This is a genomic window from Pseudomonas sp. BT76 TE3572, from assembly GCF_050435365.1.
Taxonomy (GTDB): Bacteria; Pseudomonadota; Gammaproteobacteria; order Pseudomonadales; family Pseudomonadaceae; genus Aquipseudomonas; species Aquipseudomonas fluorescens_W.
In genome coordinates this window covers 6,305,166-6,330,299 of the sequence record NZ_JBNDKE010000001.1, presented here as the reverse complement: position 1 = coordinate 6,330,299, position 25,134 = coordinate 6,305,166, and the positions used below count along the sequence as shown (strand labels likewise).

Genomic DNA, 25,134 nt, shown 5'->3' with positions numbered 1-25,134 from the left:
AATAGTTATCGTCGTGAAGAGGCTTTGCTTGAGGGGTTTTTTGCAAATTTTTAGTGGCAGCTTGCCAGCCCTTTAGTTTCAAGGCTTTAGAGCCAGAAATTCGGCGCCAGTAAAACGCAAAACGCCCGGAAACTTTCGCTCCCGGGCGTTTTTTTATAGCTTCATTGCTACGCAGCCGATCAACCGCGAAAGAGAATCGCCGAGCCCCACGACAGGCCTACGCCGAAACCACTGATGGCCACACGGGTCCACTTGGAATCGAACACGTGATTCTGCAACAGCAATGGAATACTCGAAGACACCGTGTTACCGGTTTCGAGCATGTCCTTGATGAACTTCTCCGGCTCGCCTTCTTCGAAGCGACGTGCAACGGCATCGACAATCGCCGCGCTGCCCTGGTGAATGCAGAAGGCGTCGATATCGTGCGCCTGCAAGTTGGACTCATCCAGCAGCTCATGCAAATGGGCCGGGACTTTCAGCAGAGCAAAGTTGAAGACCTGGCGGCCGTTCATGAAGAACACGCCATCGGTGACCTTGAGGTGCGGCGCACCGGAACCGTCAGTGCCAAACTTCGACTTGCCCAGCTGCCAGACAGCGTTTTCGCCCATCCAGGTCGCAGTGGCGGCATCGCCGAACAGCATGGTGGTGTTGCGGTCTTCCGGGTCGACAATCTTCGAGTACGGATCAGCCGTCACCAGCAGGCCATTTTTCAGCCCCGTCGCCTCCATGAACCCCTTGAGGGCATAGATGCCGTACACGTAGCCAGAACAGCCCAGGGAGATATCGAACGCGGCAACATGGGTTGGCAGCCCCAGCTTGTCCTGAACGATCGCAGCGGTATGCGGCAGGCCTTCTTCGTCACCGTTCTGGGTGACGACGATCAGGCAATCGATGGATTCACGCTTGAGTTCGGGACTGGAGGCGAACAGGGCATTGACTGCTTCAACGCACAGATCCGAAGTTTCCTGATCGGCACCCTTGCGCGGCAAAAACGCCGAGCCGATCTTGCCAAGGATGAAGGTTTCGTCCTTGTCGAACTTTGCACCCTGGGCGTAGTTGTCAACCCCGGCTGCCGGCACGTAACTCGCTATGTTTTTTATGCCAATCATTATGGCTTCCCAATAATAAACAGCTGAATATCACCGCTCGCTGAATCGAGGGCGTCTACAGTCAGGGCTCAACCCCTAGAGGTGGCAACGTCGGGCCTCAAGGATCGCCTTGATCAGGCCCACCACCTTCACCGCCCGCGGACAGGATACAGTGAAGATGCGCGTTTTGACTGGCGGGTCACTCAGAGATCAGTGCTTTATTTCATTTTGTGACCCCAGCGCAGTCCGGACCTGCCTCGATCTTCTCAAAAAAAACGCAAAAAAAAAGCCAGCCCCTGATGACAGGGACTGGCCGCGAGCCGTCAAGACCGACTCAAAGCTTGTTGAACAGGCCCAGCTGGGAAATCTTCGAGAACGCCAGTTGTGCCGCTTGCAGCATGGTTTGCTGCAAGGTCAGACGTGTCAGCACTTCCGCAGGATCGGTGTTCTTGATCGAGTTACCCGTCGCCTCGTTGATCAGCCCTGTGCTCTGGTTCTGTTCGGCTTGCATGTCCATCACGTTACCCCGGGCACCGATGGCGCCACGGGCCAGGTCGACCTGGTTCTTGGCATTGCCCAGGTTGGCAATTGCCGAAGCCACGGTATCTTCCATAAAGCGCTGGGCGGTCGGGTTGCCTTGGGTCGGTGTATTAAGCGCCTGACGCAACTGGCTGATGGTATCCAGCACGTTCTGGGTCTGGTGCGTATTGACCGCGATGTCGAACTGATCACCCGCAGCGGGCGCCCCCCCGCTGAGGGTAAAGCTGACACCGGCCGCCGTCGCCACGCCAGCTGCCACAGTCCCGGAGGTGACCGGTGTGCTGCTGCTGGTCAATGGACGAGCGAAAAGGTCGAAGGTTGTGGGGCTGGTGAATTTCAGAACCGCCCCGCCTTCAGGGAAAAAGCTCTGATAATCCGCAGCATTGGTCACCGAAGTCTGGCCCACCAACGCTGTCGATCCGTTGTTCGGCGCACGATTGCTGACAAAGCTGTCCGGCTTGGCCGTCAACTGGAAACTGTGACCGGCGATCACCGCGTCGGCGTTGGTGGCGTTGTCACCGGCCTGGAAAGTGATATCCAGTTTAAAGGTCACGCCACGGAAGTTGACGTCGGAGCCGCCCTTGGTGTTCGGATCAAACACACCGCCCTGACTTGCCTCGGCGGTCACGTCATTGCCCAAGGCATCCGTGATCGAAAACTGGGTGCTGCTGGTGAACGCCAGGGTATACGGCTGACCGCTACGGAAATTCGCATCGAAAGCCGGGCCGGAACTCACCAGGCCCGGCGACAGGGCCACACGCCCGTCATTGACCGCCGGCGCAGTCATGGTGGTCGAGCTTCGAGCGGCGTTGATGGCCTGCTGAAACACGTCCCAACCGGTGTCATTGAGCCCCAGCGACATCGAGTCACCGATTTTCAGCTCCAGCTGGGTCTGGTCACCCTGATAGCTGTAGGTGCCGTCGCTATTGCGCGCAAACGGCTGAGTGTTGTTGCTGGCGCCGGAAAAAATGTACTTGCCGTTGGCATCCTTGCTGTTCATCAGGCTCAGCAATTGGTCTTCGGCCGCGCCGAGCTCCGACGCAATGGATTTGCGGTCATCGTCGTTCAACGAACCGCCACCGGCACGCACTGTCAACTCGCTGACTTTCTGCAGCACGTTGTTGATGCTGTCGAGCACGCTTTCTTCCTGCGCCTGAGCGGTGTTCAACGAGCTGATGTTCGTCGTGTACTGACCCAGCATGGCTTTTTGCTGATCGAGTTGCAGCAGGCGGGCCGCACCGACCGGATCATCCGCCGCTGTCTCAAGCTTCACACCACTACTGGCCTGCTCGGCCGACTTCAGCAGGTTATTGAAGTTGCGCTGATAGTTGGCAGCCGTCGTCGAGTAGTACTGTGCAGTAGAAATACGCATGTTCTACGGCTCCTTAAAGGGCATTAATCAGAGTGCTGAAGATTTCCTGCGCAGTCTTGATGATCTGCGAAGAGGCCGAATAGTACTGCTGGTATTTGATCAGGTTGCCGGTCTCTTCATCGAGATCAACGCCCGACAGCGAGTCGCGAGAGTTCCTGGCCTGGGTCAGGATGGTGTCAGTCGCGGTGGCATCCATCTGACCCTGCTTGGTCATGGAGCCGACCGAGGAGACAAGACTACCGTAGGCCTCAGTGAAGCTCACGCCCGGGCTGGTAGCGTTGGCACCGATCGTGGCCTTGGTTTGCAGACCGAGCAGCGCTTGCGAATTGCGGTTGTCGGTACTATCCGGCGCCGTCATCGAGATATTGAAACTGTCGTCCTTGGCGGGGCTGCCACTGACGGTCATCGCGACCTTGAAGGTTTTCGCAGCGCCCCCGGCGTCCGTGTAAGGCACCGAAATACTCAGATCATTGTTCTGACCAGGCACGATGCTGCCGGTCCCGATGCTGGTGCCCTTGGCGTCGAACACCTCATAAGCGGTGCTGCTGGTCATGAGCAGACGAACCGGCATCGCCGCCTTGACCGCCGTCTGTACTTCCAGGCGCTGCACCGGATCGTAGATATCCAGTGCAGTACTCAACGCTGGCTGGCTGACAGCACCGGTGCCATCATTGCCCGAGGCCTTGGTGGACGTCAGCGGAGCGGCTGTGGCCAGGGTCTTGGCGTCAGTCATGACGGTGGTCATGTCCGCCGCAGAACTGCGCGTCGGGGTAATCTTGAAAGTGTCGCCGGCCTTCACCGGTCCAGCATTGAGGCTCAGGCTGAAGCCGTCGATGACCGGGGCTGCGGCCGGGGGCACAGGCAGGGTGAAACTGCCCATGTCGGTATTATCCGACAGACGACGCACGCTGTAGCCGGTGGCACTAGTGAAGGTCACCTGGTAATCGCTGGCCGTCAGCTTGCTGGTGTCCTTGATGGTGACGTCAAGGTTGCCGGAGGTCGGGTCGTTGTTGCCATTGGCGATGCTGCGCTGGCTGATGGCCTTTAGGCTATTGATGTCGTTAAACAACGCCGAGCCGAAATTGCCGTTCTGATCCAGCCCCTGCCCCAACTGCTTGTTGACCTGATCGGCCACCACCATGGCGATGCGACCCAGGCCGTTGACGGCTGGCGTCAGCACGTCGTCGCGGTAACGCAACAGACCGCCCATCTCGCCGCCGCTGACTCGCGAAGTGATATCAATCGTCGAACTGCCGCGATCCATGATGATCGAGGACCGGGTAGGGTCATTCTTGTCGGCCGCCACGCGCAACGTATTGACCGTATCACCGATGACCAGCGGCTGACCGCTGCCCAGATAAATATCCAGCCTGCCGTTGGTTTCTGTGACCTGCGTGCCTACCAGCTCGGAGAGCTGGCGAACAGTCTCGTTGCGCTGGTCCAGCAGGTCGTTGGGCATGCCGCCCGAACTACCGGCCTCGCTGATTTTCTTGTTGTAGGCCGCAACAGTCGCCGCCAGCTTATTGACCTGCTCAGCCATCGAGCCCAGCTGATCGTTGATGTACGTGCCTTGCTGATTCAATTGCTGGGAGATGGCATTGAAGCGACTGCTCAACCCCTGGGCATTGGTCAACAATGCTTGACGTGCAGCGCTGTCATTGGAGTTGGCGGACAGCGTTTGCAACGACGAGAAAAACGATTGCAACGTTTTCGAAATACCGGTGCCGCTGTCAGACAACAGCTTGTCCACTTGCGTGGCTTGCCCCAGATACGCTTGCGCATCGCTATTGAGTGAAGTGGTGGTCTGCAACTGAGCATCGAGGTAGCTGTTGTACACCCGACGTACATCGGCCAGCGTCGTACCGGTGCCGATGTAGACATTGCCGAACTGTTGCGAGGCTTTGGTGCCCTGCACGGTCTGCTGCCGCGAGTACCCGGCGGTGTCGACGTTGGCGATGTTATTGCCGGTAGTCAGCAATGAGGAATGGCCAGCAGCCAGCCCCGACATCCCGATATTGAGCAAACTCATGGTTCAGACCTTATAGCTTATGCCTATAGAGGCGTGGTGGTAGCGCCCGCCGCAGCGTAGTTCTGGTAACTCGTCATCTGCTTGGCTATCTGCGAAATCTTGCTTGCGTAGTCCGGGTCGGTTGCGTAACCGGCCTTTTGCAACTCGCGCACAAACTGTTCTGGGTTATCGGCCGACTTCACAACATCTTGATAGCGATTGTTGGTTTGCAGCAGCGTCACAAGGTCATGGAAGCTGTCCTTGTAAGAGTCATAAGAACGGAACTGAGCCGTCTCCTTGACCATCTCGCCGTTCCTGAATTCGCTGGTGATCGCGCGCGCCGAATCGCCTTTCCAACTGTTGCCGGCCTTGATGCCGAACAGGTTGTGACTGCTGCTGCCATCCTGGGCGCGCATGACCGATTTGCCCCAACCGGTTTCCAGCGCCGCCTGCGCTACCAGGTAACGCGGATCGACACCAATGCGCTCGGCGGCCTCTTTGGCCATCGGCAGCATGGTGTTGACGAATTCGTCGGCGGAGCTGAACGCTTTCTTCGCCGGTGCCAGCGGTATTTGCGCCATGGCACGGCCATAAACCTGCAGGCGCCCGCTGGATGTCGCATCCGTTTGCGAAGCCAGCCAATCGCCGTTGTACAGGGGACCGGCACCGGTCTTGGTGCTCTGCGGCATTTGGAGGTTGTTCTGCACCGTCGTGGCGGTCGCGGCAGGGGTCGATGCCGACGGCACCAGCCCTGCGAGCAAGCGATCGGCCAGTTTCGGTGGCAGCGCCAGACGTCGCTGATTGATCAGCGCCATGTCATTGCGATGAGCGCCCTCGCCCACACTGGCTGGCGACCTCACAGAGCGCGAAGCCCACAACGGACGCTCGCCATTGAGGCGCGACAGCGGCCCGTGGGTGGCGACCGTGCCGGCGGCAATCGGGGTTTCCACGGCGGCTTTCGCGGCAGCTTGCTTGGCGGCTGACGCGGCAGCAGCCTCGCCCGGGGCCAGCGGTTTGTTCTTCGACATCTGACGCATCAACACGTCAGCCAGACCGATACCACCACCCTCACGGGACATGGAAACGGCCAACTGCTGGTCGTACATTTCCTGGTATTGCTTGGCGGCCGGCGTGTTGAGCGGATTGTCCTGGCCCAGCGTCTCAGTGGCCGAGCGCATGGACTTGAGCATTTCACCGAGGAACAGCGACTCGAATTCCTGCGCAACCTTGCGCATGTTCGCGTCACTGTCCTTGTCGCCGACCTTGAGCTGGTTCAAGCGATTGAGGTCCGAATAGGAGCCCGAATCGTTGCTGCCGACCCCCAATCCGCCCTTGCGCATATCCATGGTCGCCGTCCTCAGATTACGATCAGGTCGGCTTGCAACGCGCCGGCCTGTTTCAGCGCTTCGAGGATCGCCATCAAGTCACCCGGCGCCGCGCCGACCTGGTTCACCGCACGCACGATTTCGTCGAGGGTGGTGCCCGGGCCGAACTTGAACATCGGCTTGGCTTCCTGTTGAGCGTTAACCCGCGAGCGCGGCACTACAGCAGTCTGACCATTGGACAGAGGGCCGGGCTGGCTGACGATCGGGTCTTCGGTGATGGTCACGGTCAGGCTGCCGTGGGTCACGGCGGCCGGGGAAACCTTGACGTTCTGGCCGATCACGATGGTGCCGGTCCGCGAGTTGATGATGACCTTCGCCACCGCCTGACCCGGGTCGACTTCAAGGTTCTCGATGATCGACAAATAGTCGACGCGCTGGCTTGGATCGAGTGGCGCACTGACGCGAATCGAACCGCCGTCGATGGCCTGGGCAACGCCAGGGCCGAGCATATTGTTGATCTTGTCGACGATGCGCTTGGCCGTGGTGAAGTCCGAACGATTGAGGTTCAGCGTCAGGCTGTTGCCCTGGTTGAAACCGCTCGGCACCGAACGCTCAACCGACGCACCGCCCGGGATACGACCGGCCGACGGAACGTTGACGGTGATCTTCGAACCGTCACGACCTTCGGCGTCAAAACCGCCGACCACCAGGTTGCCCTGAGCGATCGCATAGACGTTGCCGTCGATACCCTTGAGCGGCGTCAGCAGCAAGGTGCCGCCGCGCAGGCTCTTGGAGTTACCGATGGACGATACAGTGATGTCGACCTGCTGACCCGGCTTGGCGAACGCTGGCAAATCAGCACTGATCGACACCGCCGCAACGTTCTTCAACTGCACGTTGCCCGAACCCGGCGGCACCTTGATGCCGAACTGCGAGAGCATGTTGTTGAAGGTCTGCAGGGTGAACGGGGTTTGAGTCGTCTGGTCGCCGGTACCGTTAAGCCCGACCACCAGGCCGTAGCCGATCAATTGGTTGGAACGCACGCCGGAAATACTGGCGATATCCTTCAGCCGCTCGGCTTGCGCGTTGAACGCTGCGGACAGCATCAGGGCGGCCACCATCAGGTGTTTGAGATTCAACATGGGGCGGGTCATCTCTTATTTCCTGGGTTGCGTTGAGGCCTGAGCGCGGGCCAGGCAAGGCGCAGGCCGCCGCCAATGGTCGCTCCCTTGGCAAGGCCTGCAACGCAGCATGGCGCGCGCTCAGGCACAACCCGAAGGGCCGGGCCTGCTTTTACGCAGGGCAGCGTTACTCGTCGTTTATTTGGAACAACCAAACCACACTCCTCGCGCCTTGCCCTGCGTAAAAGCAGACCCGGCGCAACCCAGGAAATAAGAGATGACACGCCCCCCACCTAGAAAGGGAACAGCGGGCTGAGGAAGAAACGGTCGAACCAGCCTGGCTGACTCGCATCGGCAAACGAACCGGTGCCCGAATAGGTGATACGTGCATCGGCGATACGGGTCGACGAAACGGTGTTGTCAGTCGCGATGTCATCGGCACGAACAAGCCCTGCAATCCGCACCAGTTCATCACCGGTATTGAGGGTCATCCACTTCTCGCCGCGTACGGCGATGATGCCGTTGGGCAACACGTCAGCGACGGTCACCGTGATCGAGCCAGTCAGGCTGTTGCCCTGCCCGGCCTTGCTGTCGCCCTTGGTCGCGCGGTCGCCGCTGTAGCTGGCATCCAGACTCAGGTCGCCGCTGCCGAGCGGGTTATTCGTGTTGGGCGTACTGCCGAACAATGAGGACAGGCCAATGCTGGTTTTACTGTTCTTGCCGACCTGGGAGTTGGCGTTTTTGCTGGCCTGGGTCTTCTCGTTCAAGGTAATGGTGATGATGTCACCGACCCGGAACGCCTTGCGGTCGCTGTACAGGTTCTGTTCGAAACCGGCCTGGTAGATCGAGCCGTTATTGGCGGCAGCCGGCAGCGGTGTGCGCGGCAACACCGGAGCGTAGTAAGGGTCATTGGGCTTGGGCGTCGGACCGACGCAGCCCGAAAGCGCGGCGATCCCACTCAGTGCCAGAACAGATACGAAGCGATTCATGACCCTACCTCACGGTGTTGCAGGCGACCTCATGGTCGCCTCATAGACTTGATTACAGATTCTGCGTTACGAACGAGAGCATCTGGTCGGCGGTGGAGATCACCTTGGAGTTCATCTCGTAAGCGCGCTGAGTGGTGATCATGTTGACCATCTCTTCAACGGTGCTGACGTTCGAGGTTTCCAGGGTGTTCTGCAGGGTGGTGCCGAAACCGGCCAGGCCCGGGGTGCCGACTTGCGGCGCGCCGCTGGCAGCGGTTTCCAGGAACAGGTTGTTGCCCACAGCCTGCAGACCGGCCGGGTTGATGAAGTCGGCGGTTTGCAGGTTGCCGATCACCTGAGATGCCGGGTTGCCGGCAACGGTGATGGACACGGTGCCGTCGCGACCGACCGTGAAGGTCTGTGCATCGTTCGGGATGACAATGGCCGGTTCCAGAGCGAAGCCACTGGAGTTCACGATCTGACCATTGGAGTCCAGGTGGAACGTACCGTCACGGGTGTAGGAAGTCGTGCCGTCCGGCTGCAGAATCTGGAAGAAACCGCGACCGTCGATGGCCATGTCCAACGGTTGCTCGGTGGTTTGCAGGCTACCGGCGGTGAAGTTTTTCTGGGTGCCGACAATGCGCACACCGGTACCCAATTGCAGGCCCGACGGCAGTTCACTGTCCTGGGTCGACTGGGCGCCTGGCTGGCGTTTGATCTGGTAGAGCAAGTCCTGGAACTCGGCGCGGTCACGTTTGAAACCCGTGGTCGACACGTTGGCCAGGTTGTTGGAAATGGTCGTCAGGTTGGTGTCCTGGGCGGACAGACCTGTTTTGGCAACCCATAGAGCCGGAAGCATTCGATTCTCCTCGTGCGCCTGTTTTACGGCGCGACGTTCTGATAATTAGCTGATCTGCAAGACCCGAGCCATGGCCTGGTCGTCTTCTTTGGCGGTGTTCATCATCTTGATGTGCAGCTCGAACTGCTTGGCCAGGGCCAGCACCGAAGTCATCTCTTCCACGGCGTTGACGTTGCTCGACTCAAGGAAACCGGACACCAGCTTGACGTTGGCATCGGCTTGCGCCGGCTTACCGTCCTTGGTGTGGATCGAACCGTCCAGGCCTTTGGTCATGTTCTTGAAATCAGGATTAACCAGCTTGATGCGGTCGACTTCCGCCATCACGCGCGGACCTTCGCCCATCGCGCGAATGCTGATGGTGCCGTCCTCGCCCACCTCGATTTGCTGCTCGGGCGGCACGGCAATCGGCCCGCCATTGCCCATCACCGGCATACCGTTGCCGGCCCGCAGCACGCCCAGGGCGTCGACGTTCAGGCTGCCGGTGCGCACGTAGCTTTCGCCGCCGTCCGGGTTCTGCACGGCGATCCAGCCATTGCCTTGCACCGCGACATCGAGGTCGCGACCGGTTTCCACCAGCGCGCCAGGGGAGAAGTCGGTGGCCGGACGTTCGGACAGGGCAAACGCACGCGCCGGAAAGCTGTCACCGAACACCGGCATCGAACGCGCCTGCTCCAGGTCTTTCTGGAAGCCGTTGGTGGAGATGTTCGCCAGGTTGTTCGCATGAGCCTTTTGCGCCAGTGCATTCTGGCTGGCGCCGGTCATTGCCACATAAAGGTACTTGTCCACACTCTTTCCTCTGCATGCCGGACGTTTGCCGCCCACTGCTGTACTGATGAGCCATAAGCAATTTGCAGACCAACTTTTTTCTGACGGCGCGGGGGCAGGCAAACAAAGGACTTGAGGGGTTCAGAGGGGAATTGGGGATTGTGTCAGAGACGAAAAACCGGCGGTGTTATGCCGGTTAGTGGCAAGCACTGACCTTTGCAGTCAAAAGATCCCCCTGTGGCGAGGGAGCTTGCTCCCGCTGGGCTGCGAAGCAGCCCCAAAAGATTGGCCGAGGCCTGACAGGGAAGTCGCGTCGGATGGTTTTGCGGCCGCTTCGCGCCCGAGCGGGAGCAAGCTCCCTCGCCACAAAGTAGTCATTGCCTCAGCTTAAGCGCCGGGTTCTTTGCCGACTTCGTACTCACGCAACTTATTGGCAATGGTGGTATGCGAAACCCCCAACCGCTTACCCAGTTGCCGACTGCTCGGATGCTCGGAATACAAACGCTCCAGCACCGCTTTCTCGAAACGCCCGACAATCTCGTCAAGCCCGCCCTCGAGCGAGAAATCGCCAAGTGGCTGACGCATGCCGTAGTCCGGCAGGCGAATATGTTCGGCTTTGACGGTCCCACCCTCACACAACGAAACCGCCTGGAACAACACGTTTTCCAATTGCCGAACATTGCCCGGCCAATGGTAGTGACTGAGCCGCTCCATCGCCGCCGGCGCCAGTTTCGGCAGCGGGCAACCGATCTGCCGACTGGCCTGATCGAGGAAGTGTTCCACCAGCGGCGTCAAACCATCGAGGCATTCGCGCAGTGGCGGGATGTGCAGTGAAAGCACGTTCAAACGGTGATACAAATCCTGGCGAAACTCACCCCGTGCGCACAACTCGGACAGGTCGACCTGCGTCGCGCAGATCACCCGTACATCCAGATAAACCTCTTCATCGCTGCCCACACGACGGAAGCAACCGTCCTGCAGGAAACGCAGCAATTTCACCTGTAAACGCGGGCTCATTTCCCCGACGCCATCGAGAAACAGCGTACCGCCTGCCGTCAGCTCCAGCAGCCCGAGCTTGCCTTCGGCCCGCGCCCCTTCGAAAGCGCCGGGGCCGTAGCCGAACAGCTCCGTCTCGGCCATGGACTCCGGCAAACCCGCGCAGTTAAGCGCCATCAACGGTGACTGCCCCCGCGGACTCGCCAGGTGGCAGGCTCGCGCCAACAACTCTTTACCCGTACCGGTTTCGCCTTCTATTAATAGCGGCGCATCCAGCGGCGCCATGCGTCGGGCTTCGCGCACGACGGCAGCCATCACCTTCGAGCTTTGAAAAATGCTGTCGAAGCCGCGCAACTCCTGCTTGCGTACGTTATAGATGCGCTCACCGACCCGGTCGGCGCGGTGCAGCGTGAGTACCGCGCCGGCCATGGCTTCGCTGTCGTCATGCTCCGATTGCAGCGGCGCGATGTCGGCGAGAAACACGTCACCCTTGACCTTCACCCGCAAGCCGTTGATCCGCGACTTGTTGGCGCGCACCAGTTCCGGCAAGTCAAAATCCTCGGCGTAACGCGACAGCGGAATCCCTGGTACCTCATCCACCCGCACGCCGAGCAACTGCGCCGCCGCACGGTTGGCCGCGACGATCGAACCGCCCATGTCGATCGACAGCACCGGAAACTCCAGGGCGCCGAGCAACGCATTGAGTTCCATGTGCCGACGCTCGCTGGGCATCAGCCCTACGCGCTTGACGCCAAACACCCCGGCAATCGACTCGAACTTGGGACGCAACGCCTGAAACTGAATGTTGATCAGGTTTGGGCAATGCAGATAGATCGCGTTGCCATGTTCTCCGCCAACCTCGCCGCGAGCGACGTTGATCCCGTATTCCACCAGCAGGTTGAGAATGTCGCGCAAGATGCCGATGCGGTTCTGGCAGTGGACTTTGATACGCATATAAAGGCCCGAAACAGAGGTGATCGAGGGCCTGAACAGGGATTTTTCTGCACAGGCAACAACTTAGTCGTCAAGATTATGTGACACCTGCACACCATTTCAAACCCTGAAATCGCAATCCCTACGCCACAGCGGCCGATCCGTAACGAATACTTTACAAAAATCGACGATTTTTCCTACGAGCTGCGCTACTCGCGTGCTGCAGAGCCGCATTTCTTGAGGTATTTCTAAGTCCATAGCAGGACATAACAAGAACGAAATCCCCTAGCAGGAGAGCAGCATGAAGCAGACGCAATACGTGGCTCGTGAGCCCGATGCGCAAGGTTTTATCGACTACCCCGCCGAAGAACACGCGGTGTGGAACACGCTGATTACTCGCCAACTGAAAGTGATCGAGGGTCGTGCGTGCCAGGAATACCTGGACGGTATCGAAAAACTCGGTCTGCCCCACGACCGCATTCCGCAACTCGGTGAGATCAACAAGGTCCTCGGTGAAACCACCGGGTGGCAGGTTGCCCGGGTACCCGCGCTGATCCCCTTCCAGACCTTTTTCGAATTGCTCGCCAACAAGCAGTTCCCGGTAGCGACGTTTATTCGTACCCGCGAAGAGCTGGATTACCTGCAAGAGCCGGACATTTTCCACGAGATTTTTGGCCACTGTCCGCTGCTGACCAACCCTTGGTTCGCTGAATTTACCCACACCTACGGCAAACTTGGCCTACAGGCTTCCAAGGAAGAACGCGTGTACCTGGCGCGTTTGTACTGGATGACCATCGAGTTCGGCCTGGTCGATACAGCTGAAGGCCTGCGCATTTACGGCGGCGGCATTCTTTCCTCTCCAAAAGAAACCGTTTACTGCCTGTCGAACGAACCTGAGCATCAGGCCTTCGACCCGCTGGAATGCATGCGCACGCCGTACCGCATCGACATCCTGCAACCGCTGTACTTTGTCCTGCCGAACCTCAAGCGCCTGTTCGACCTCGCCCACGAAGACATCATGGGCATGGTCAAGCAAGGCATGCAGCTGGGCTTGCACACACCAAAATTTCCGCCAAAGGCTGCGTGATCCGCAGCTTTTAGAATCAAGTGAGCCTGTCAGGAACCGACGCTTTGGTTTAGCGTGGTGAATTGACGGCCGAATTCCAATAATTCGATTTCAGGAACCCATCATGTCCACATTGAACCAAGCCCATTGCGAAGCCTGCCGCGCCGATGCCCCTCAGGTCAGCGACGAAGAACTGCCGGTACTGATCAAGCAGATTCCTGACTGGAACATTGAAGTGCGCGACAGCGTGATGCAGCTGGAAAAAGTTTTCCTGTTCAAGAACTTCAAACACGCACTGGCGTTCACCAACGCCGTCGGTGAAATCTCCGAGGCTGAAGGTCACCACCCAGGTCTGCTGACCGAGTGGGGCAAAGTCACCGTGACCTGGTGGAGCCACTCCATCAAAGGCCTGCATCGCAACGATTTCATCATGGCCGCGCGCACTGACGAAGTGGCCAAGGACGCCGAGGGCCGCAAATAATGCATTTCGACGCCATCGGACGAGTACCCGGCGACCCGATTCTCGGCCTGATGGAGGCCTATGCGCAGGACCCCAACCCGCGCAAATTCGACCTCGGCGTGGGCGTCTATAAAGATGCCCAGGGCCTGACACCGATCCCCCAGTCCGTGAAGCTCGCCGAGCAACGTCTGGTAGATCGTCAGACCACCAAGACCTACATCGGTGGCCACGGTGAACCGGCGTTCGGCAAAGCCATCGTTGAATTGGTGCTGGGTGCCGATTCCCCGCTGATCGCCGAACAACGGGCCGGCGCGACCCAAACACCGGGTGGCACTGGCGCGCTGCGCTTGAGTGCCGACTTCATCGCCCAGTGCCTGCCGGGTCGTGGCGTGTGGCTGAGCAACCCGACCTGGCCGATCCACGAAACCATCTTCGCGGCGGCCGGAGTCAAGGTCAGTCATTACCCGTATGTTGGCAGCGATAACCGTCTCGACGTCGAAGCGATGCTCGCGGTACTCAATGAAGCGCCGAAGGGCGATGTGGTGCTGCTGCACGCCTGCTGCCATAACCCGACCGGGTTCGATCTGTCCCACGACGATTGGCGCCGGGTGCTGGACGTGGTGCGCAGTCGCGATTTGGTGCCGCTGATCGACTTCGCCTACCAGGGCTTCGGCGATGGCCTGGAACAGGACGCCTGGTCGACCCGGTTGTTCGCTGCCGCGTTACCGGAAGTGCTGATCACCAGTTCCTGCTCGAAGAACTTCGGCCTCTACCGCGACCGCACCGGCGCGCTGATTGTCTGCGCGAAAACCGCTGACAAGCTGGTGGATATCCGCAGCCAACTGGCCAACATCGCCCGCAACCTGTGGTCGACACCACCGGATCACGGCGCTGCGGTGGTAGCGACCATCCTCGGTGACCCCGAGCTGAAAAGCCTTTGGACCGACGAAGTGGAAGCCATGCGTTTGCGTATCGCCCAACTGCGTAGCGGTTTGGTTGAAGCGCTTGAACCTCATGGTTTGCGCGAACGCTTTGCGCACATCGGCGTGCAGCGCGGGATGTTTTCCTACACCGGTTTGACGCCGGACCAGGTCAAACAACTGCGCGATCATCACAGCGTTTACATGGTGGGCACTGGCCGGGCCAACGTCGCCGGAATCGACGCAACCCGGCTGGACCTGCTGGCCGAGGCGATCGCCGAAGTCTGCAAATAACTCAAGCCCTGCAAAGCCCCTCCCCCTGTGGGAGTGAGCCTGCTCGCGATAGCGGAAAGTCAGTCGATACATCTGTTGACTGACACACCCGCTATCGCGAGCAGGCTCACTCCTACAATTGTTTTGTGGTGCTGCTACTAACCTGTCTAGACAATCCCATCCGTCGCAACAATTAGATATAAAAGTCTTTTTGTCATTTCTTCTGCTGTATCCTCCCCAAGCTTTTTAAAAGCGCGGATCTACCAGATCTATCAACAGACTTTGCGAGGAGCGCGAAACATGCACGAGATCCCTAATCTCCCCTTCCCAAGCCTGCACGAAACTGAGCAGACACCCACGCAACAAGCCGGCGCCCAACAGCCCGAGCCAAAAGAAGCCACTGAACGCCGCAAGGCCGACAGCGAAGACTGATTCACCTGCAATGCCAGACCGTGTGGAAAGCGCTAACATGCGCTTTCCACACCGCCTGAACCCTTGAGCCCCACACCATGACCGACGACTTCTCCCCTCCTTTTGATGAAGAGCTGCAGGCCAGCGTCTTGATCGGTACCACCGAGAAGATGATCGAGATCTGGAATCGCCTGTCCCCCGAGAAACGCGCCGCGCTGCTCGCCCGTTTCGGCAGCGAAGAAAACGCCCTGGCCGCCCTGGTCACCACGCATCTGGTCGCTCCCGCTAAACCCTGATTCATCCCCGCCTGGCAAATAGTTTTACTTTTTCCACGACCCGCAGCCGTTCGCGCCGCTATCATAAGCAGCCTATCTATCCTGCTTCCCCGTGGATCTTTACCCATGTCTGAAAACCAGCGCCCCCTGGCGGTCACGCTGCAAGTCGTTTCCATCGTCCTGTTCACCTTCATCGGCTACCTGAATATCGGCATTCCCCTGGCCGTATTGCCGGGCTACGTCCACAGCGACCTGGGCTTCGGCGCGGTCATCGCCGGCCTGGTGATCAGCGTGCAATACCTGGCCACCCTGCTCAGCCGCCCTTATGCCGGGAAAATCATCGACAACAAGGGCAGCAAACTCGCCGTGATGTACGGCCTCGCCGGCTGCGGTTTGAGCGGTGTGTTCATGTTGATGTCGGCCTGGACCCAGAGCCTGCCGACCTTGAGCCTGATCAGCCTGTTGATCGGCCGCCTGGTGCTCGGCAGCGCGGAAAGCCTGGTGGGCTCCGGTTCGATCGGCTGGGGCATCGGTCGGGTCGGCGCGGCGAACACTGCCAAGGTCATCTCCTGGAACGGCATCGCCAGTTATGGCGCACTGGCGGTCGGCGCACCGCTGGGCGTGCTGCTAGTCAGTCAATTAGGTTTGTGGAGCATGGGCGTGAGCATCATGTTGCTGGCCGTCCTAGGTCTGGTGCTGGCCTGGCCGAAGACCGCTGCGCCGATTGTGGTCGGTGAGCGTTTGCCGTTCATGCATGTGCTGGGGCGCGTGCTGCCACATGGTTGCGGTCTGGCGCTGGGCTCCATCGGTTTCGGCACTATCGCGACGTTCATCACGTTGTATTACGCCACGCAGCATTGGGACAACGCGGTGCTGTGCTTGAGTTTGTTCGGTGCCAGTTTCATCGGTGCACGGCTGCTGTTCGGCAACCTGATCAACCGTCTCGGCGGCTTTCGCGTGGCGATTGTCTGCCTGTCGGTGGAAACACTGGGGCTGTTGCTGCTGTGGCTGGCGCCGGACGCTCATTGGGCACTGGCCGGTGCGGCGCTAAGCGGGTTCGGTTTCTCGCTGGTGTTCCCCGCACTGGGGGTGGAAGCGGTCAATCTGGTGCCGGCCTCAAGTCGTGGCGCGGCAGTCGGGGCTTATTCGCTGTTCATCGATTTGTCGCTGGGGATTACCGGGCCGCTGGCCGGTGCGATTGCGGCAGGCTTTGGTTTTGCCTCGATCTTCCTGTTCGCTGCCCTTGCCGCCTTGGGTGGCTTGATCTTGAGCATTTACTTGCAACGGCAAAAAACGCGTCATTATTGAACAAAAAAGTCGTCAATAAAAACTGACCGCTCAGTCGCACAGGGCTGAACGGCCAATGGTATACGCCCACGCTCTCTAATCTTGAGATGCTTCGCTGCTCCTACGGCGGCAGATGACCCAAGCACTCAACCGTGCAATCGATTGATTGCAAAAGTTTCGAGAGTGTTGTTCGTACTTGAAATATAAACGACCTTGCGATCAGCCTGTACAGCCAGCGCATGCACCACAACTTCTGCGCCCAACATGACCCGCCCTTCATTACCGAACGCGCCATCCCACCCCATATCCTGTTCGATACTCGCGATGACTGTTCGCCTGTCGTTCGAATTGAGTTCAACATGGCCTGCCAACACAATGGTCGATCCTGAGTTGTACAGCTTAGCCTGCCAGACGACGGTTTGACCGATGAATGAATTATCCAAGGCGTCAGACCAACCTCGATCGCCGTAATGCGGATCCTCCAGGCCATCAACGCCTATGCGCTGAACTTTAACAAATAAATGCTGCCCGGCCGTGTTGGCACTCGTACCAATAATGTAGAGCTCTTTCTCATCCTCTCTCCACAACAGACGTGATTTGACTCCTGAGCGAGAGTCGTAATACCCATCCGTTGCAAAACTTTCATCCAGACTACCGTCAGCATTGTATCGCCCAACGAACCATTCGCCTTCCCACTGCAGACTGGAATTGGCAGCCAGCAAAACTTTTTCACCTTGTCGAATAAGATCTTCGGTTTTTGCGTGTCGGTTTTTATGGGAGATCATTACGAACCCCTTCCTCCCGAATGATTCATCCAGCACACCATCAAAAGTCACTTTCGTTAAAACCGTATATGTAAAAACGAGTTCGATGAGGGATGAAAACATAATACTGCCGTCCCCCAACACCACCATTGAAGGCGAGTAACCCAGGGCATTTGGACCTTCAATGTTCGCATTGCCAGAGGACAGCGCATCGAGCTCCTGGTTTTTCAGATCATACTCACACACCATCACACCGCCGACACCAAAAGTTGTATCCAGATGGCCATTCAAGTCGAATCTCACAGCCCCCAACCATGGCGTATAGACTTCACCCTTAGCATAAAACCCCATTACAATTTTTTTACGCTCGTCGTCGTACTGCAACGCAAAAGGCTGCCCAAATTTTAAACTTGGGAAGTAATCAGGCACTTTAATTCGGCACTTTCCCGCGGTTCCAAATGCCTCATCAATAACACCTCGTTCGTCCAGCATGATCAGGTAAGTCATTTGCAGCGATTCAGAGCTCGCGGCACACAGCATTTTACCGTCAGGAAATACATGGATCGCGCGGGGCTGCAGGAATGTGTTTTCCGGGCCGTCATATAAATAAACCTTGCCCGCCACACCAAAACTATAATCCACACTGCCACGCGTAGACGTGAGGCGCTGCTCATCGCTGGAATGATTCATTTCTACTTAATCCGTAAAATCAGGGGAAGTTCCCGAGAACATTAAACGCCATCAAAAAGATCACGTAACCTGTCAAACATGACAGTACCCAACGGACTCACGGCCTTATAACGTTATCAAACCAAAGTGTTTCGCAATACCCATCCAATGAAATGGAAATAAGGAATAAGACGGCGACCAGTCGAATCATCGCTTTGACTCGCTATCGACTCAGAAATCCACCTTGCCACGCCCGGCCTTGATGCTGCCACGCTTGTTCTTGGACTCCAACCGACGCTTCTTCGAACCGAGGGTCGGTTTGGTCGGACGACGCTTCTTTTCGACCTTGGTGGCACTGAGGATCAACTCGGTCAGCCGCTCCAGCGCATCCGCGCGATTGGCTTCCTGCGTGCGGTATTGCTGGGCCTTGATGATCAACACCCCTTCGCTGGTGATGCGACTGTCGCGCAGCGCCAGCAAGCGCTCCTTGTAGAACTCGGGCAAGGACGAGGCCGGAATGTCGAAGCGCAGGTGCATCGCGCTGGAGACCTTGTTGACGTTCTGTCCACCGGCGCCCTGGGCACGAATGGCGGTCAACTCGATCTCGGCATCCGGCAGATGCACATTGTTGGAAATCACCAGCATGGAAAAGCGTCCGTATTCAGAACGCGCAGGATACCGCGAATGGACTGAACGAATGCGGTCCCTGTAGGAGTGAGCCTGCTCGCGATGGGGTCTTGTCAGGCAACAAAGATGTTGACTGACACGCTGCTATCGCGAGCAGGCTCACTCCTACAGGGGGTTTGTGTGAAGCCTGAAAATGACAAACCCGGCACATTGGCCGGGTTTGTTGTTTCGGCATGCTGCGCTTACTTCGCGTTTGCAGCCTGCAATGCATGCCGGTCACGACGCTTATTCTTGATGCCGTAGCAAATCCACATGAACGCGACCCACACCGGAATCGCATACACCGAGATCTGAATCCCCGGAATCAACAACATCACGCCCAGAATGAACACCACGAACGCCAGGCAGATGTAGTTCCCGTACGGGTACCACAGGGCCTTGAACAGCGGCGTCTGCTTGGTTTTGTTCATGTGCTGGCGGAACTTGAAGTGCGAGAAGCTGATCATCGCCCAGTTGATCACCAGGGTGGCAACCACCAGCGACATCAACAGTTCCAGCGCGTTTTGCGGGATCAGGTAGTTCAGCAACACGGCAATCAACGTCACCGCCGCCGAAGCAAGGATCGAACGCACTGGCACGCCGCGCTTGTCGATCTTCGACAAGGCTTTCGGCGCATCGCCCTGCTCGGCCATGCCCAACAGCATGCGGCTGTTGCAGTAGGTGCCGCTGTTGTACACCGACAATGCCGCGGTCAAGACCACGAAGTTGAGGATGTGCGCAGCGGTGTCACTGCCAAGCATAGAGAACACTTGTACGAACGGGCTGCCGCTGTAGGAATCACCCGACGCGTTCAGGGTCGCCAGCAGGCTGTCCCATGGCGTCAGCGAAAGCAGGATAACCAACGCACCGATGTAGAAAATCAGGATCCGGTAGATCACCTGGTTGATGGCTTTCGGGATCACGGTTTTCGGCTTGTCGGCTTCAGCTGCGGTGAAACCGAGCATTTCCAGGCCGCCGAAGGAGAACATGATGATCGCCATGGCCATCACCAGGCCGCTGACACCATTCGGGAAGAAGCCGCCGTGGACCCACAGGTTGGTCACCGACGCTTGCGGGCCGCCGTCACCACTGACCAGCAGGTAGCTGCCGAGCGCAATCATGCCGACGATGGCCACGACCTTGATGATCGCGAACCAGAACTCAGCCTCACCAAAGACTTTGACGTTCGCCAGGTTGATCAGATTGATCAAGACGAAGAAGCCGGCTGCCGAGACCCAGGTCGGGATGTGTGGCGCCCAGTAGTGGATGTATTTGCCGACCGCGGTCAGCTCCGACATGCCCACCAGAATGTACAGAATCCAGCAGTTCCAGCCCGACAGGAAGCCGGCGAAACCGCCCCAGTATTTATGGGCGAAGTGGCTGAAGGAACCGGCCACCGGCTCTTCGACGATCATTTCACCAAGCTGGCGCATGATCATGAAAGCAATGAAGCCGCAGATGGCATAGCCGAGGATCATCGACGGGCCGGCGGATTTCAGCACGCCGGCCGAGCCGAGGAACAGCCCGGTACCGATCGCGCCACCGAGGGCAATCAGTTGAATATGACGATTTTTCAGGCCGCGTTTCAGCTCGCCTGAATGCGAGTTTTGTCCACTCATGAAAAGGGTCTCACGCAAGGTTTGATGATGTTCGTTAGACGTTGCTGCTCGGTTGCGATGTCAAGCAGCGCCGATCAAACCCCAGCGAAGGCAAAAGGAGTTCAGCGTTTTTACAACGGTCATGCGTCACCTGTTTGTTTTTATCTGTGACGAAATCGAACCCGACACGCTTGTGGCGCGGCGGAGTGAACAAGGCGGATAGCCTTGAGGTTTGCGCAGATGCGCAGGAGGTCACAGTTAAAACGCGGCGCATTGTACACCTGTAACCCCCTGCTGCCAGACACCACTGGATCAGCGTGTCATTTGCCGGGATTGCCTGTGTCCGCCTCGAGGGTCTCGGGCGACTGCAAAATCAGAGTCAGACCTTTGCAGGTCATCGACGGGAGCGACGGAAAAATCGCCCCACGGGGAGAGATGGAGATGAGTCACGGCGTACATTGCGCCTCCTTCTTGTTATGCACCTGCACGACAGGCATGGGGCGCATCTCACCCTTCAAGGGGCTGGGAAACAAGAGGCCTGAAGCAGCCGAAGCGCTCGCCCCAGCCAGCGCATGGAAGTAATTCCTTACACTAATCAGAACCATGCGATTACAGGGGTCAAGACCGTCGAATACGTCAGCTTTCCGTTACATAGCGTAACGGTTGTTTTCCACTTCGGCATAGTGAGTGGTCCGTGAAATAATTTATTGAGTATTTCGACTACGACTTCAACTGGTGCAAGCGTTTTCAGGCATTTCGACTGGATGGACTCGTCGACAAGCCAGGACGCGAACGCAAGTCGTCGCTGCCAGTCGAGACTGTCCGTCGCGTGTTGGAACAAGTCACTTAACCCCGAATCGGTGAGCCTCGATGGAGTTGTCGGAACACGGAGCGGACTGCGGGCATTTCCCCAAGCACCGTTCATAAATTATGGGCCGCCAACGATTTGAAGCCTCACCTGACTTCCAGTGAATGGATGAACATGGTTGAACGGTTTTTCAGGTACATCACGGTCTATCTCCGCGACGGTAGATTCGCCTCTGTGCGTGAACTGGAAAGCTCCATTACAACGTTCATGGCATTACGCAATACCCAACCGACTCGATACGTTTGGAATGTAAAGGGAGAGAAGTTTCTGAATAAAATCCAACGGGCGCGGGAAGTGCTTCAAGCGGTTCAAGCGGTTCAAGACAAGTAAGTTAATTCGAAGGCACCAGACCAGAAGCCCCATCAGGCCGCGCATGAATGCGATAACGCATATCGTAAAAGGCTCTAAAAAACTGGTATTTATGACAGTACGAAGTGCGAAAACCTTATGACATATTTTACAGTAACAAACTCTAATCAAAGGAGCCTTAACATGACAATCGACAATAAAACCGAACTATTCAAGCAGCAGGTAGCACAGATCAAAAAAATCATATCCCCGTCTAAGCAGACCGGCGTGATTAAGGGTTTTATCCAGAGATCGACTTACCCTCCCGTCATTTTTGATACACAAGATGTGAACCGTAGCGATTCAGATGAAACCCTGACCATATTTGCGGTGCAATACGTCGATATTGTCTATAACGACATCACTATCAAGCTGCATAACAATAAAGATGCGCCCAGTGGGACCTACCCCATCCCTGTATCCCCTGATGGTGGGCCGTATGCCACGGTGTATTTCGGCGTTGGACAAGATGAACAATTTTATTACGCCGACGGTGGAACACTTGTTATCCAGAAACATGTATCTGGAAAAATTAACGGAAACGTAACGTTCACTGGACCATACACCTACACTGGCAGCCTCACATTTGACGTATAAATCGACGCCATCATAATTAACACTACGAAATTTCCAATATCAATGAAATCCGCAACCGGTGTGCTATGTCAGAATAAAGTCGTTTCTCATCTGAGTATGATCGTTCCCACGCTCTGCGTGGGAACGATCAGCCAACTAAAACCAGACGAAAAAAAACGCCAACCCGAGGGTTGGCGTTTTTTATGGAGCGCTTACCGATTACTCAGGCTTGCGACGACCGAAGCCTGGACGCTGGCCCGAACCGGCTGGCGCACCACGGCGTTTGCCCGATGGCGCGTCCTTGTCGACCAGGACGATGCCTGGACGCTTCTTCGCTGGTGCCTTGGCCGGGCGCTTGGTGTCGGAAGGACGATCTGCCACTGGCGTACCGCGACTCGAATCACCACGAGCCTCACCACGAGGAGCACCGCGATCGCTACGACCACCGCTTGGCGCACCACGGCCTTCGCCGCGCTCGGTGCGACCATTGGCCGGACGTGGCGTGCGTGGACCGCGCTCGCCGTCAGCACGAGGTGCTGCTGGTTTGCGGGCTGGACGCTCGCCTTCGATCTGCGGTTCACGGGAGTCACGCGGCGTAGCAGCGGTCTGGTTACCGATGGCTGGACGCAACGAACGCACGCGCTCGGTCTTGCCCATCGGACGCGACGATTTACGCTGCATGCGGTCGAGCTTGTCTTTGCTCTTGGCGTTCATCTGCGGCATGGCCACAGGCGTCAGGCCAACTTCAGCACTCAGAATGTCGACTTCGTACTGGCTCATTTCGCGCCAGCGACCCATCGGCAGGTCGGAGTTGAGGAACACCGGGCCGAAACGCACGCGCTTCAGACGGCTGACCACCAGGCCCTGGGATTCCCACAGACGACGGACTTCGCGGTTGCGACCTTCCATCACCACGCAGTGGTACCAGTGGTTGAAACCTTCGCCGCCTGGCGCCTGCTTGATGTCGGTGAACTTGGCCGGGCCGTCTTCGAGGACGACGCCTGCTTTCAGACGCTCGATCATCTCGTCATCGACTTCACCACGCACACGTACCGCGTATTCACGGTCCATTTCGTAGGAAGGGTGCATCAGACGGTTGGCCAGCTCACCGTCGGTGGTGAACATCAGCAGACCGGTGGTGTTGATGTCCAGGCGACCGATGTTGATCCAGCGACCTTCTTTTGGTTTCGGCATCTTGTCGAAAACGGTCGGACGACCTTCCGGATCAAGGCGGGTGCAGATTTCGCCGTCCGGTTTGTTGTACATGATCACGCGGCGTACCGACTCGGCGGCTTCTTCGCGCTTGATCACCTTGCCATCAATGGTGATGGCGTCGTGCATGTCGACGCGCTGCCCGAGGGTGGCGTCTTTGCCATTGACCTTGATGCGGCCATGACTGATCCAGGCTTCTACGTCACGGCGCGAGCCGACGCCGATACGGGCGAGGACTTTCTGCAGCTTCTCGCCTGCTGGGCCGATTTCCTGGTCGTCTTTCTGGTCTTTGATACTCATCTGGGCACCTCCCGGTGTGGTCTGTTCAGGCTTTTGCCTGAGCGATGTAAATCTGGGTACTTTTTTGAAGAGCTTGGGCAAAGGGATTGCCGAAGGGTCGCGAATCATACGCTCATGGGAGCGTTCGCGCATCAGAGACTAGTTGATTAATGGGGCGTTACCTGGATTTCCGCCGACCGGTGGCACCGAGTTTGATTAGCCGCCGCGAGGCTTCGGCAAGAACCGTGAGCTTGTCCACCTTGTCGAATTTCTTCCACGCCCTGATCTCGCGCTTGCTGCGACCGCAGCCGAGGCAGATGTCGTCGGTGAATTTGCAGACGCTGATGCAGGGGTCTTTTGTCGAACTCATCACCATCTCCAGGAAACAACACAAATCCACTGTAGGAGTGAGCCTGCTCGCGATGAGGGCGGCACATTCAACATCTAACTGACTGACAGACCGCTATCGCGAGCAGGCTCGCACACAGGGGCCGGGGTCAGTCGTCGAATTCGCGGCGTTCGGCTTCGATTGCTTCGGCAAGTGCCCGGGCTTCGGCTTCTTCGTCGGTCAACTCGGGCTCGGGTTTCGGTTTTTCCAGAGCGGCGACGGCAGCGAGGAGTTTTTCGCGAGCTTCGGCGACGCCAAGCACGTCGTCTTCAAGCTCTTCTTCCTGCTCTTCTTCGACTGTGGCTTCTGGCTCAACCGGAAGTTCAGCTTCGATCTCAGGCTCCGGCAACGCCAAAACCTCTTCGGTCTCGGTCACCTCGCCATCGCGCAACAGATCGTCGAAATCGGTCTTGAGCCCCTCCTCCATGGTGTCCAGCTCCAGCAACAACGTGTGGAAACTGGTTTCCTCCTTCGGCTCTTCCGGCTCGGCGCTGGCGTCGGCCAACTCCTGCAGTGCGGCAGGCACCGGCGCGTCGTCGAAATCGAGCACCGGATCAGGCTCCAGCTCGCGCAATTCGGCCAGCGGTGGCAAATCGTCGAGGTTTTTCAGGTTGAAGTGATCGAGAAAGGCCTTGGTGGTCGCAAACATCGCCGGTTTACCCGGCACGTCGCGGTAGCCGACGATGCGGATCCACTCGCGCTCCAGCAAGGTTTTGACGATGTGACTGTTGACCGCCACGCCCCGCACGTCTTCGATCTCGCCCCGGGTGATCGGCTGGCGATAGGCGATCAGCGCAATGGTTTCGAGCATGGCGCGGGAATAACGCTGCGGCCGCTCTTCCCACAAACGTCCTACCCACGGCGAGAACTTTTCGCGGATCTGCAGACGATACCCGGAGGCCACTTCCTTCAGCTCGAAGGCCCGGCCGTCGCAGGATTTGGCCAGAATCGTCAGGGCTTTCTTGAAGACTGGCGGCTCCGGCCGCTCGCCCTCTTCGAAGAGTTCGAACAGGCGTTCAAGCGATTGCGGTTTTCCCGAGGCCAACAGAAAGGCTTCAAGCAGTGGCGCCAGCTCGCGGGGTTCAGTCAGGTTCATGAT

The 25,134-nt window shown here is 57.9% G+C and carries 23 protein-coding genes and 1 pseudogene; 8 read left to right on the top strand and 16 right to left on the bottom strand.

The genetic code is table 11. The annotated features are described in order from the left end of the window. Positions 1–179: 179 nt before the first annotated feature. The 9 genes from ABH912_RS28925 to ABH912_RS28885 form a co-directional block, all read right to left on the bottom strand. Entirely contained in the window at positions 180–1,109 is a 930-nt protein-coding gene (locus tag ABH912_RS28925) for a ketoacyl-ACP synthase III (RefSeq protein ID WP_033055964.1), read from the bottom strand. 313 nt (positions 1,110–1,422) lie between these two features. Continuing rightward, positions 1,423–3,000, bottom strand: a complete 1,578-nt coding sequence (locus ABH912_RS28920) for a flagellar hook-associated protein 3 (protein WP_033055962.1) — start codon at positions 2,998–3,000, stop codon at positions 1,423–1,425. A 13-nt stretch (positions 3,001–3,013) separates the two neighbouring features. After that, entirely contained in the window at positions 3,014–5,029 is a 2,016-nt protein-coding gene (gene flgK, locus ABH912_RS28915; RefSeq protein ID WP_429512330.1) for a flagellar hook-associated protein FlgK, read from the bottom strand. A gap of 23 nt (positions 5,030–5,052) precedes the next feature. Continuing rightward, positions 5,053–6,354 carry a flagellar assembly peptidoglycan hydrolase FlgJ gene (flgJ, locus tag ABH912_RS28910; protein ID WP_429512328.1) on the bottom strand — a complete coding sequence of 434 codons (1,302 nt, stop codon included), beginning with the start codon at positions 6,352–6,354 and terminating at the stop codon, positions 5,053–5,055. Positions 6,355–6,365: 11 nt separating this feature from the next. Then, positions 6,366–7,475: a flagellar basal body P-ring protein FlgI gene (locus tag ABH912_RS28905; protein WP_033056083.1), complete on the bottom strand. Its 1,110-nt coding sequence runs from the start codon at positions 7,473–7,475 to the stop codon at positions 6,366–6,368. Between the two features lie 272 nt (positions 7,476–7,747). Further along, positions 7,748–8,443: a flagellar basal body L-ring protein FlgH gene (flgH, locus tag ABH912_RS28900; protein ID WP_033055959.1), complete on the bottom strand. Its 696-nt coding sequence runs from the start codon at positions 8,441–8,443 to the stop codon at positions 7,748–7,750. Positions 8,444–8,495: 52 nt separating this feature from the next. Next, the gene (gene flgG, locus ABH912_RS28895; RefSeq protein WP_033055957.1) at positions 8,496–9,281 is read right to left on the bottom strand and encodes a flagellar basal-body rod protein FlgG; all 786 of its coding nucleotides are present in this window, start codon (positions 9,279–9,281) and stop codon (positions 8,496–8,498) included. A 45-nt stretch (positions 9,282–9,326) separates the two neighbouring features. Next, positions 9,327–10,067, bottom strand: coding sequence for a flagellar basal body rod protein FlgF (locus tag ABH912_RS28890; RefSeq protein ID WP_429512325.1), 741 nt, complete (start codon positions 10,065–10,067; stop codon positions 9,327–9,329). A 366-nt stretch (positions 10,068–10,433) separates the two neighbouring features. Beyond that, positions 10,434–11,996, bottom strand: coding sequence for a sigma-54-dependent transcriptional regulator (locus ABH912_RS28885; RefSeq protein ID WP_429512323.1), 1,563 nt, complete (start codon positions 11,994–11,996; stop codon positions 10,434–10,436). Between the two features lie 280 nt (positions 11,997–12,276). Here ABH912_RS28885 and phhA point away from each other — a divergent pair, with 280 nt between their 5' ends. From phhA to ABH912_RS28855, 6 genes are all read left to right on the top strand, one after another. Further along, positions 12,277–13,062: a phenylalanine 4-monooxygenase gene (phhA, locus tag ABH912_RS28880; RefSeq protein ID WP_033055950.1), complete on the top strand. Its 786-nt coding sequence runs from the start codon at positions 12,277–12,279 to the stop codon at positions 13,060–13,062. A gap of 103 nt (positions 13,063–13,165) precedes the next feature. Continuing rightward, complete coding sequence (locus ABH912_RS28875; protein WP_008030478.1) at positions 13,166–13,522, top strand: 4a-hydroxytetrahydrobiopterin dehydratase; 357 nt, start codon at positions 13,166–13,168, stop codon at positions 13,520–13,522. Further along, positions 13,522–14,715: an amino acid aminotransferase gene (locus ABH912_RS28870; protein WP_429512320.1), complete on the top strand. Its 1,194-nt coding sequence runs from the start codon at positions 13,522–13,524 to the stop codon at positions 14,713–14,715. The genes ABH912_RS28875 and ABH912_RS28870 overlap by 1 nt, the downstream gene beginning before the upstream one ends. A 279-nt stretch (positions 14,716–14,994) precedes the next feature. Beyond that, positions 14,995–15,126: a hypothetical protein gene (locus ABH912_RS28865; protein ID WP_008156098.1), complete on the top strand. Its 132-nt coding sequence runs from the start codon at positions 14,995–14,997 to the stop codon at positions 15,124–15,126. 77 nt (positions 15,127–15,203) lie between these two features. Then, positions 15,204–15,401, top strand: coding sequence for a hypothetical protein (locus ABH912_RS28860; protein ID WP_429512318.1), 198 nt, complete (start codon positions 15,204–15,206; stop codon positions 15,399–15,401). A 105-nt stretch (positions 15,402–15,506) separates the two neighbouring features. Next, the gene (locus ABH912_RS28855; protein WP_429512316.1) at positions 15,507–16,688 is read left to right on the top strand and encodes an MFS transporter; all 1,182 of its coding nucleotides are present in this window, start codon (positions 15,507–15,509) and stop codon (positions 16,686–16,688) included. 125 nt (positions 16,689–16,813) lie between these two features. Here the strand turns inward: ABH912_RS28855 and ABH912_RS28850 are convergent, their stop codons facing one another. The 4 genes from ABH912_RS28850 to ABH912_RS28835 all read right to left on the bottom strand — a co-directional run bounded on the left by ABH912_RS28850 (position 16,814) and on the right by ABH912_RS28835 (position 20,385). Continuing rightward, complete coding sequence (locus tag ABH912_RS28850; RefSeq protein ID WP_429512314.1) at positions 16,814–18,121, bottom strand: hypothetical protein; 1,308 nt, start codon at positions 18,119–18,121, stop codon at positions 16,814–16,816. Positions 18,122–18,331: 210 nt separating this feature from the next. Beyond that, entirely contained in the window at positions 18,332–18,745 is a 414-nt protein-coding gene (gene arfB, locus ABH912_RS28845) for an alternative ribosome rescue aminoacyl-tRNA hydrolase ArfB (protein WP_429512312.1), read from the bottom strand. Positions 18,746–18,840: 95 nt separating this feature from the next. Next, a complete protein-coding gene (locus tag ABH912_RS28840) occupies positions 18,841–18,936 on the bottom strand; it encodes a hypothetical protein (protein WP_082459041.1) in 96 nt (31 codons plus the stop codon). 33 nt (positions 18,937–18,969) lie between these two features. Next, positions 18,970–20,385, bottom strand: coding sequence for an amino acid permease (locus tag ABH912_RS28835; protein ID WP_429512310.1), 1,416 nt, complete (start codon positions 20,383–20,385; stop codon positions 18,970–18,972). Positions 20,386–21,097: 712 nt separating this feature from the next. On the opposite strand from ABH912_RS28835, the pseudogene ABH912_RS28830 reads away from it, so the two are divergent. Beyond that, positions 21,098–21,562, top strand: a pseudogene (locus ABH912_RS28830) (helix-turn-helix domain-containing protein); the annotation flags it as partial. Between the two features lie 162 nt (positions 21,563–21,724). Then, entirely contained in the window at positions 21,725–22,177 is a 453-nt protein-coding gene (locus ABH912_RS28825) for a hypothetical protein (protein WP_033055939.1), read from the top strand. Between the two features lie 198 nt (positions 22,178–22,375). Here the strand turns inward: ABH912_RS28825 and rluB are convergent, their stop codons facing one another. From rluB to scpB, 3 genes are all read right to left on the bottom strand, one after another. Further along, positions 22,376–23,668, bottom strand: a complete 1,293-nt coding sequence (gene rluB, locus ABH912_RS28820) for a 23S rRNA pseudouridine(2605) synthase RluB (protein ID WP_033055938.1) — start codon at positions 23,666–23,668, stop codon at positions 22,376–22,378. Between the two features lie 157 nt (positions 23,669–23,825). After that, positions 23,826–24,017 (bottom strand): DUF1289 domain-containing protein, encoded by a 192-nt coding sequence (locus ABH912_RS28815; RefSeq protein WP_429512307.1) that lies wholly within the window; start codon positions 24,015–24,017, stop codon positions 23,826–23,828. 127 nt (positions 24,018–24,144) lie between these two features. After that, the gene (gene scpB, locus ABH912_RS28810; RefSeq protein WP_429512305.1) at positions 24,145–25,131 is read right to left on the bottom strand and encodes an SMC-Scp complex subunit ScpB; all 987 of its coding nucleotides are present in this window, start codon (positions 25,129–25,131) and stop codon (positions 24,145–24,147) included. Positions 25,132–25,134: the final 3 nt, after the last annotated feature.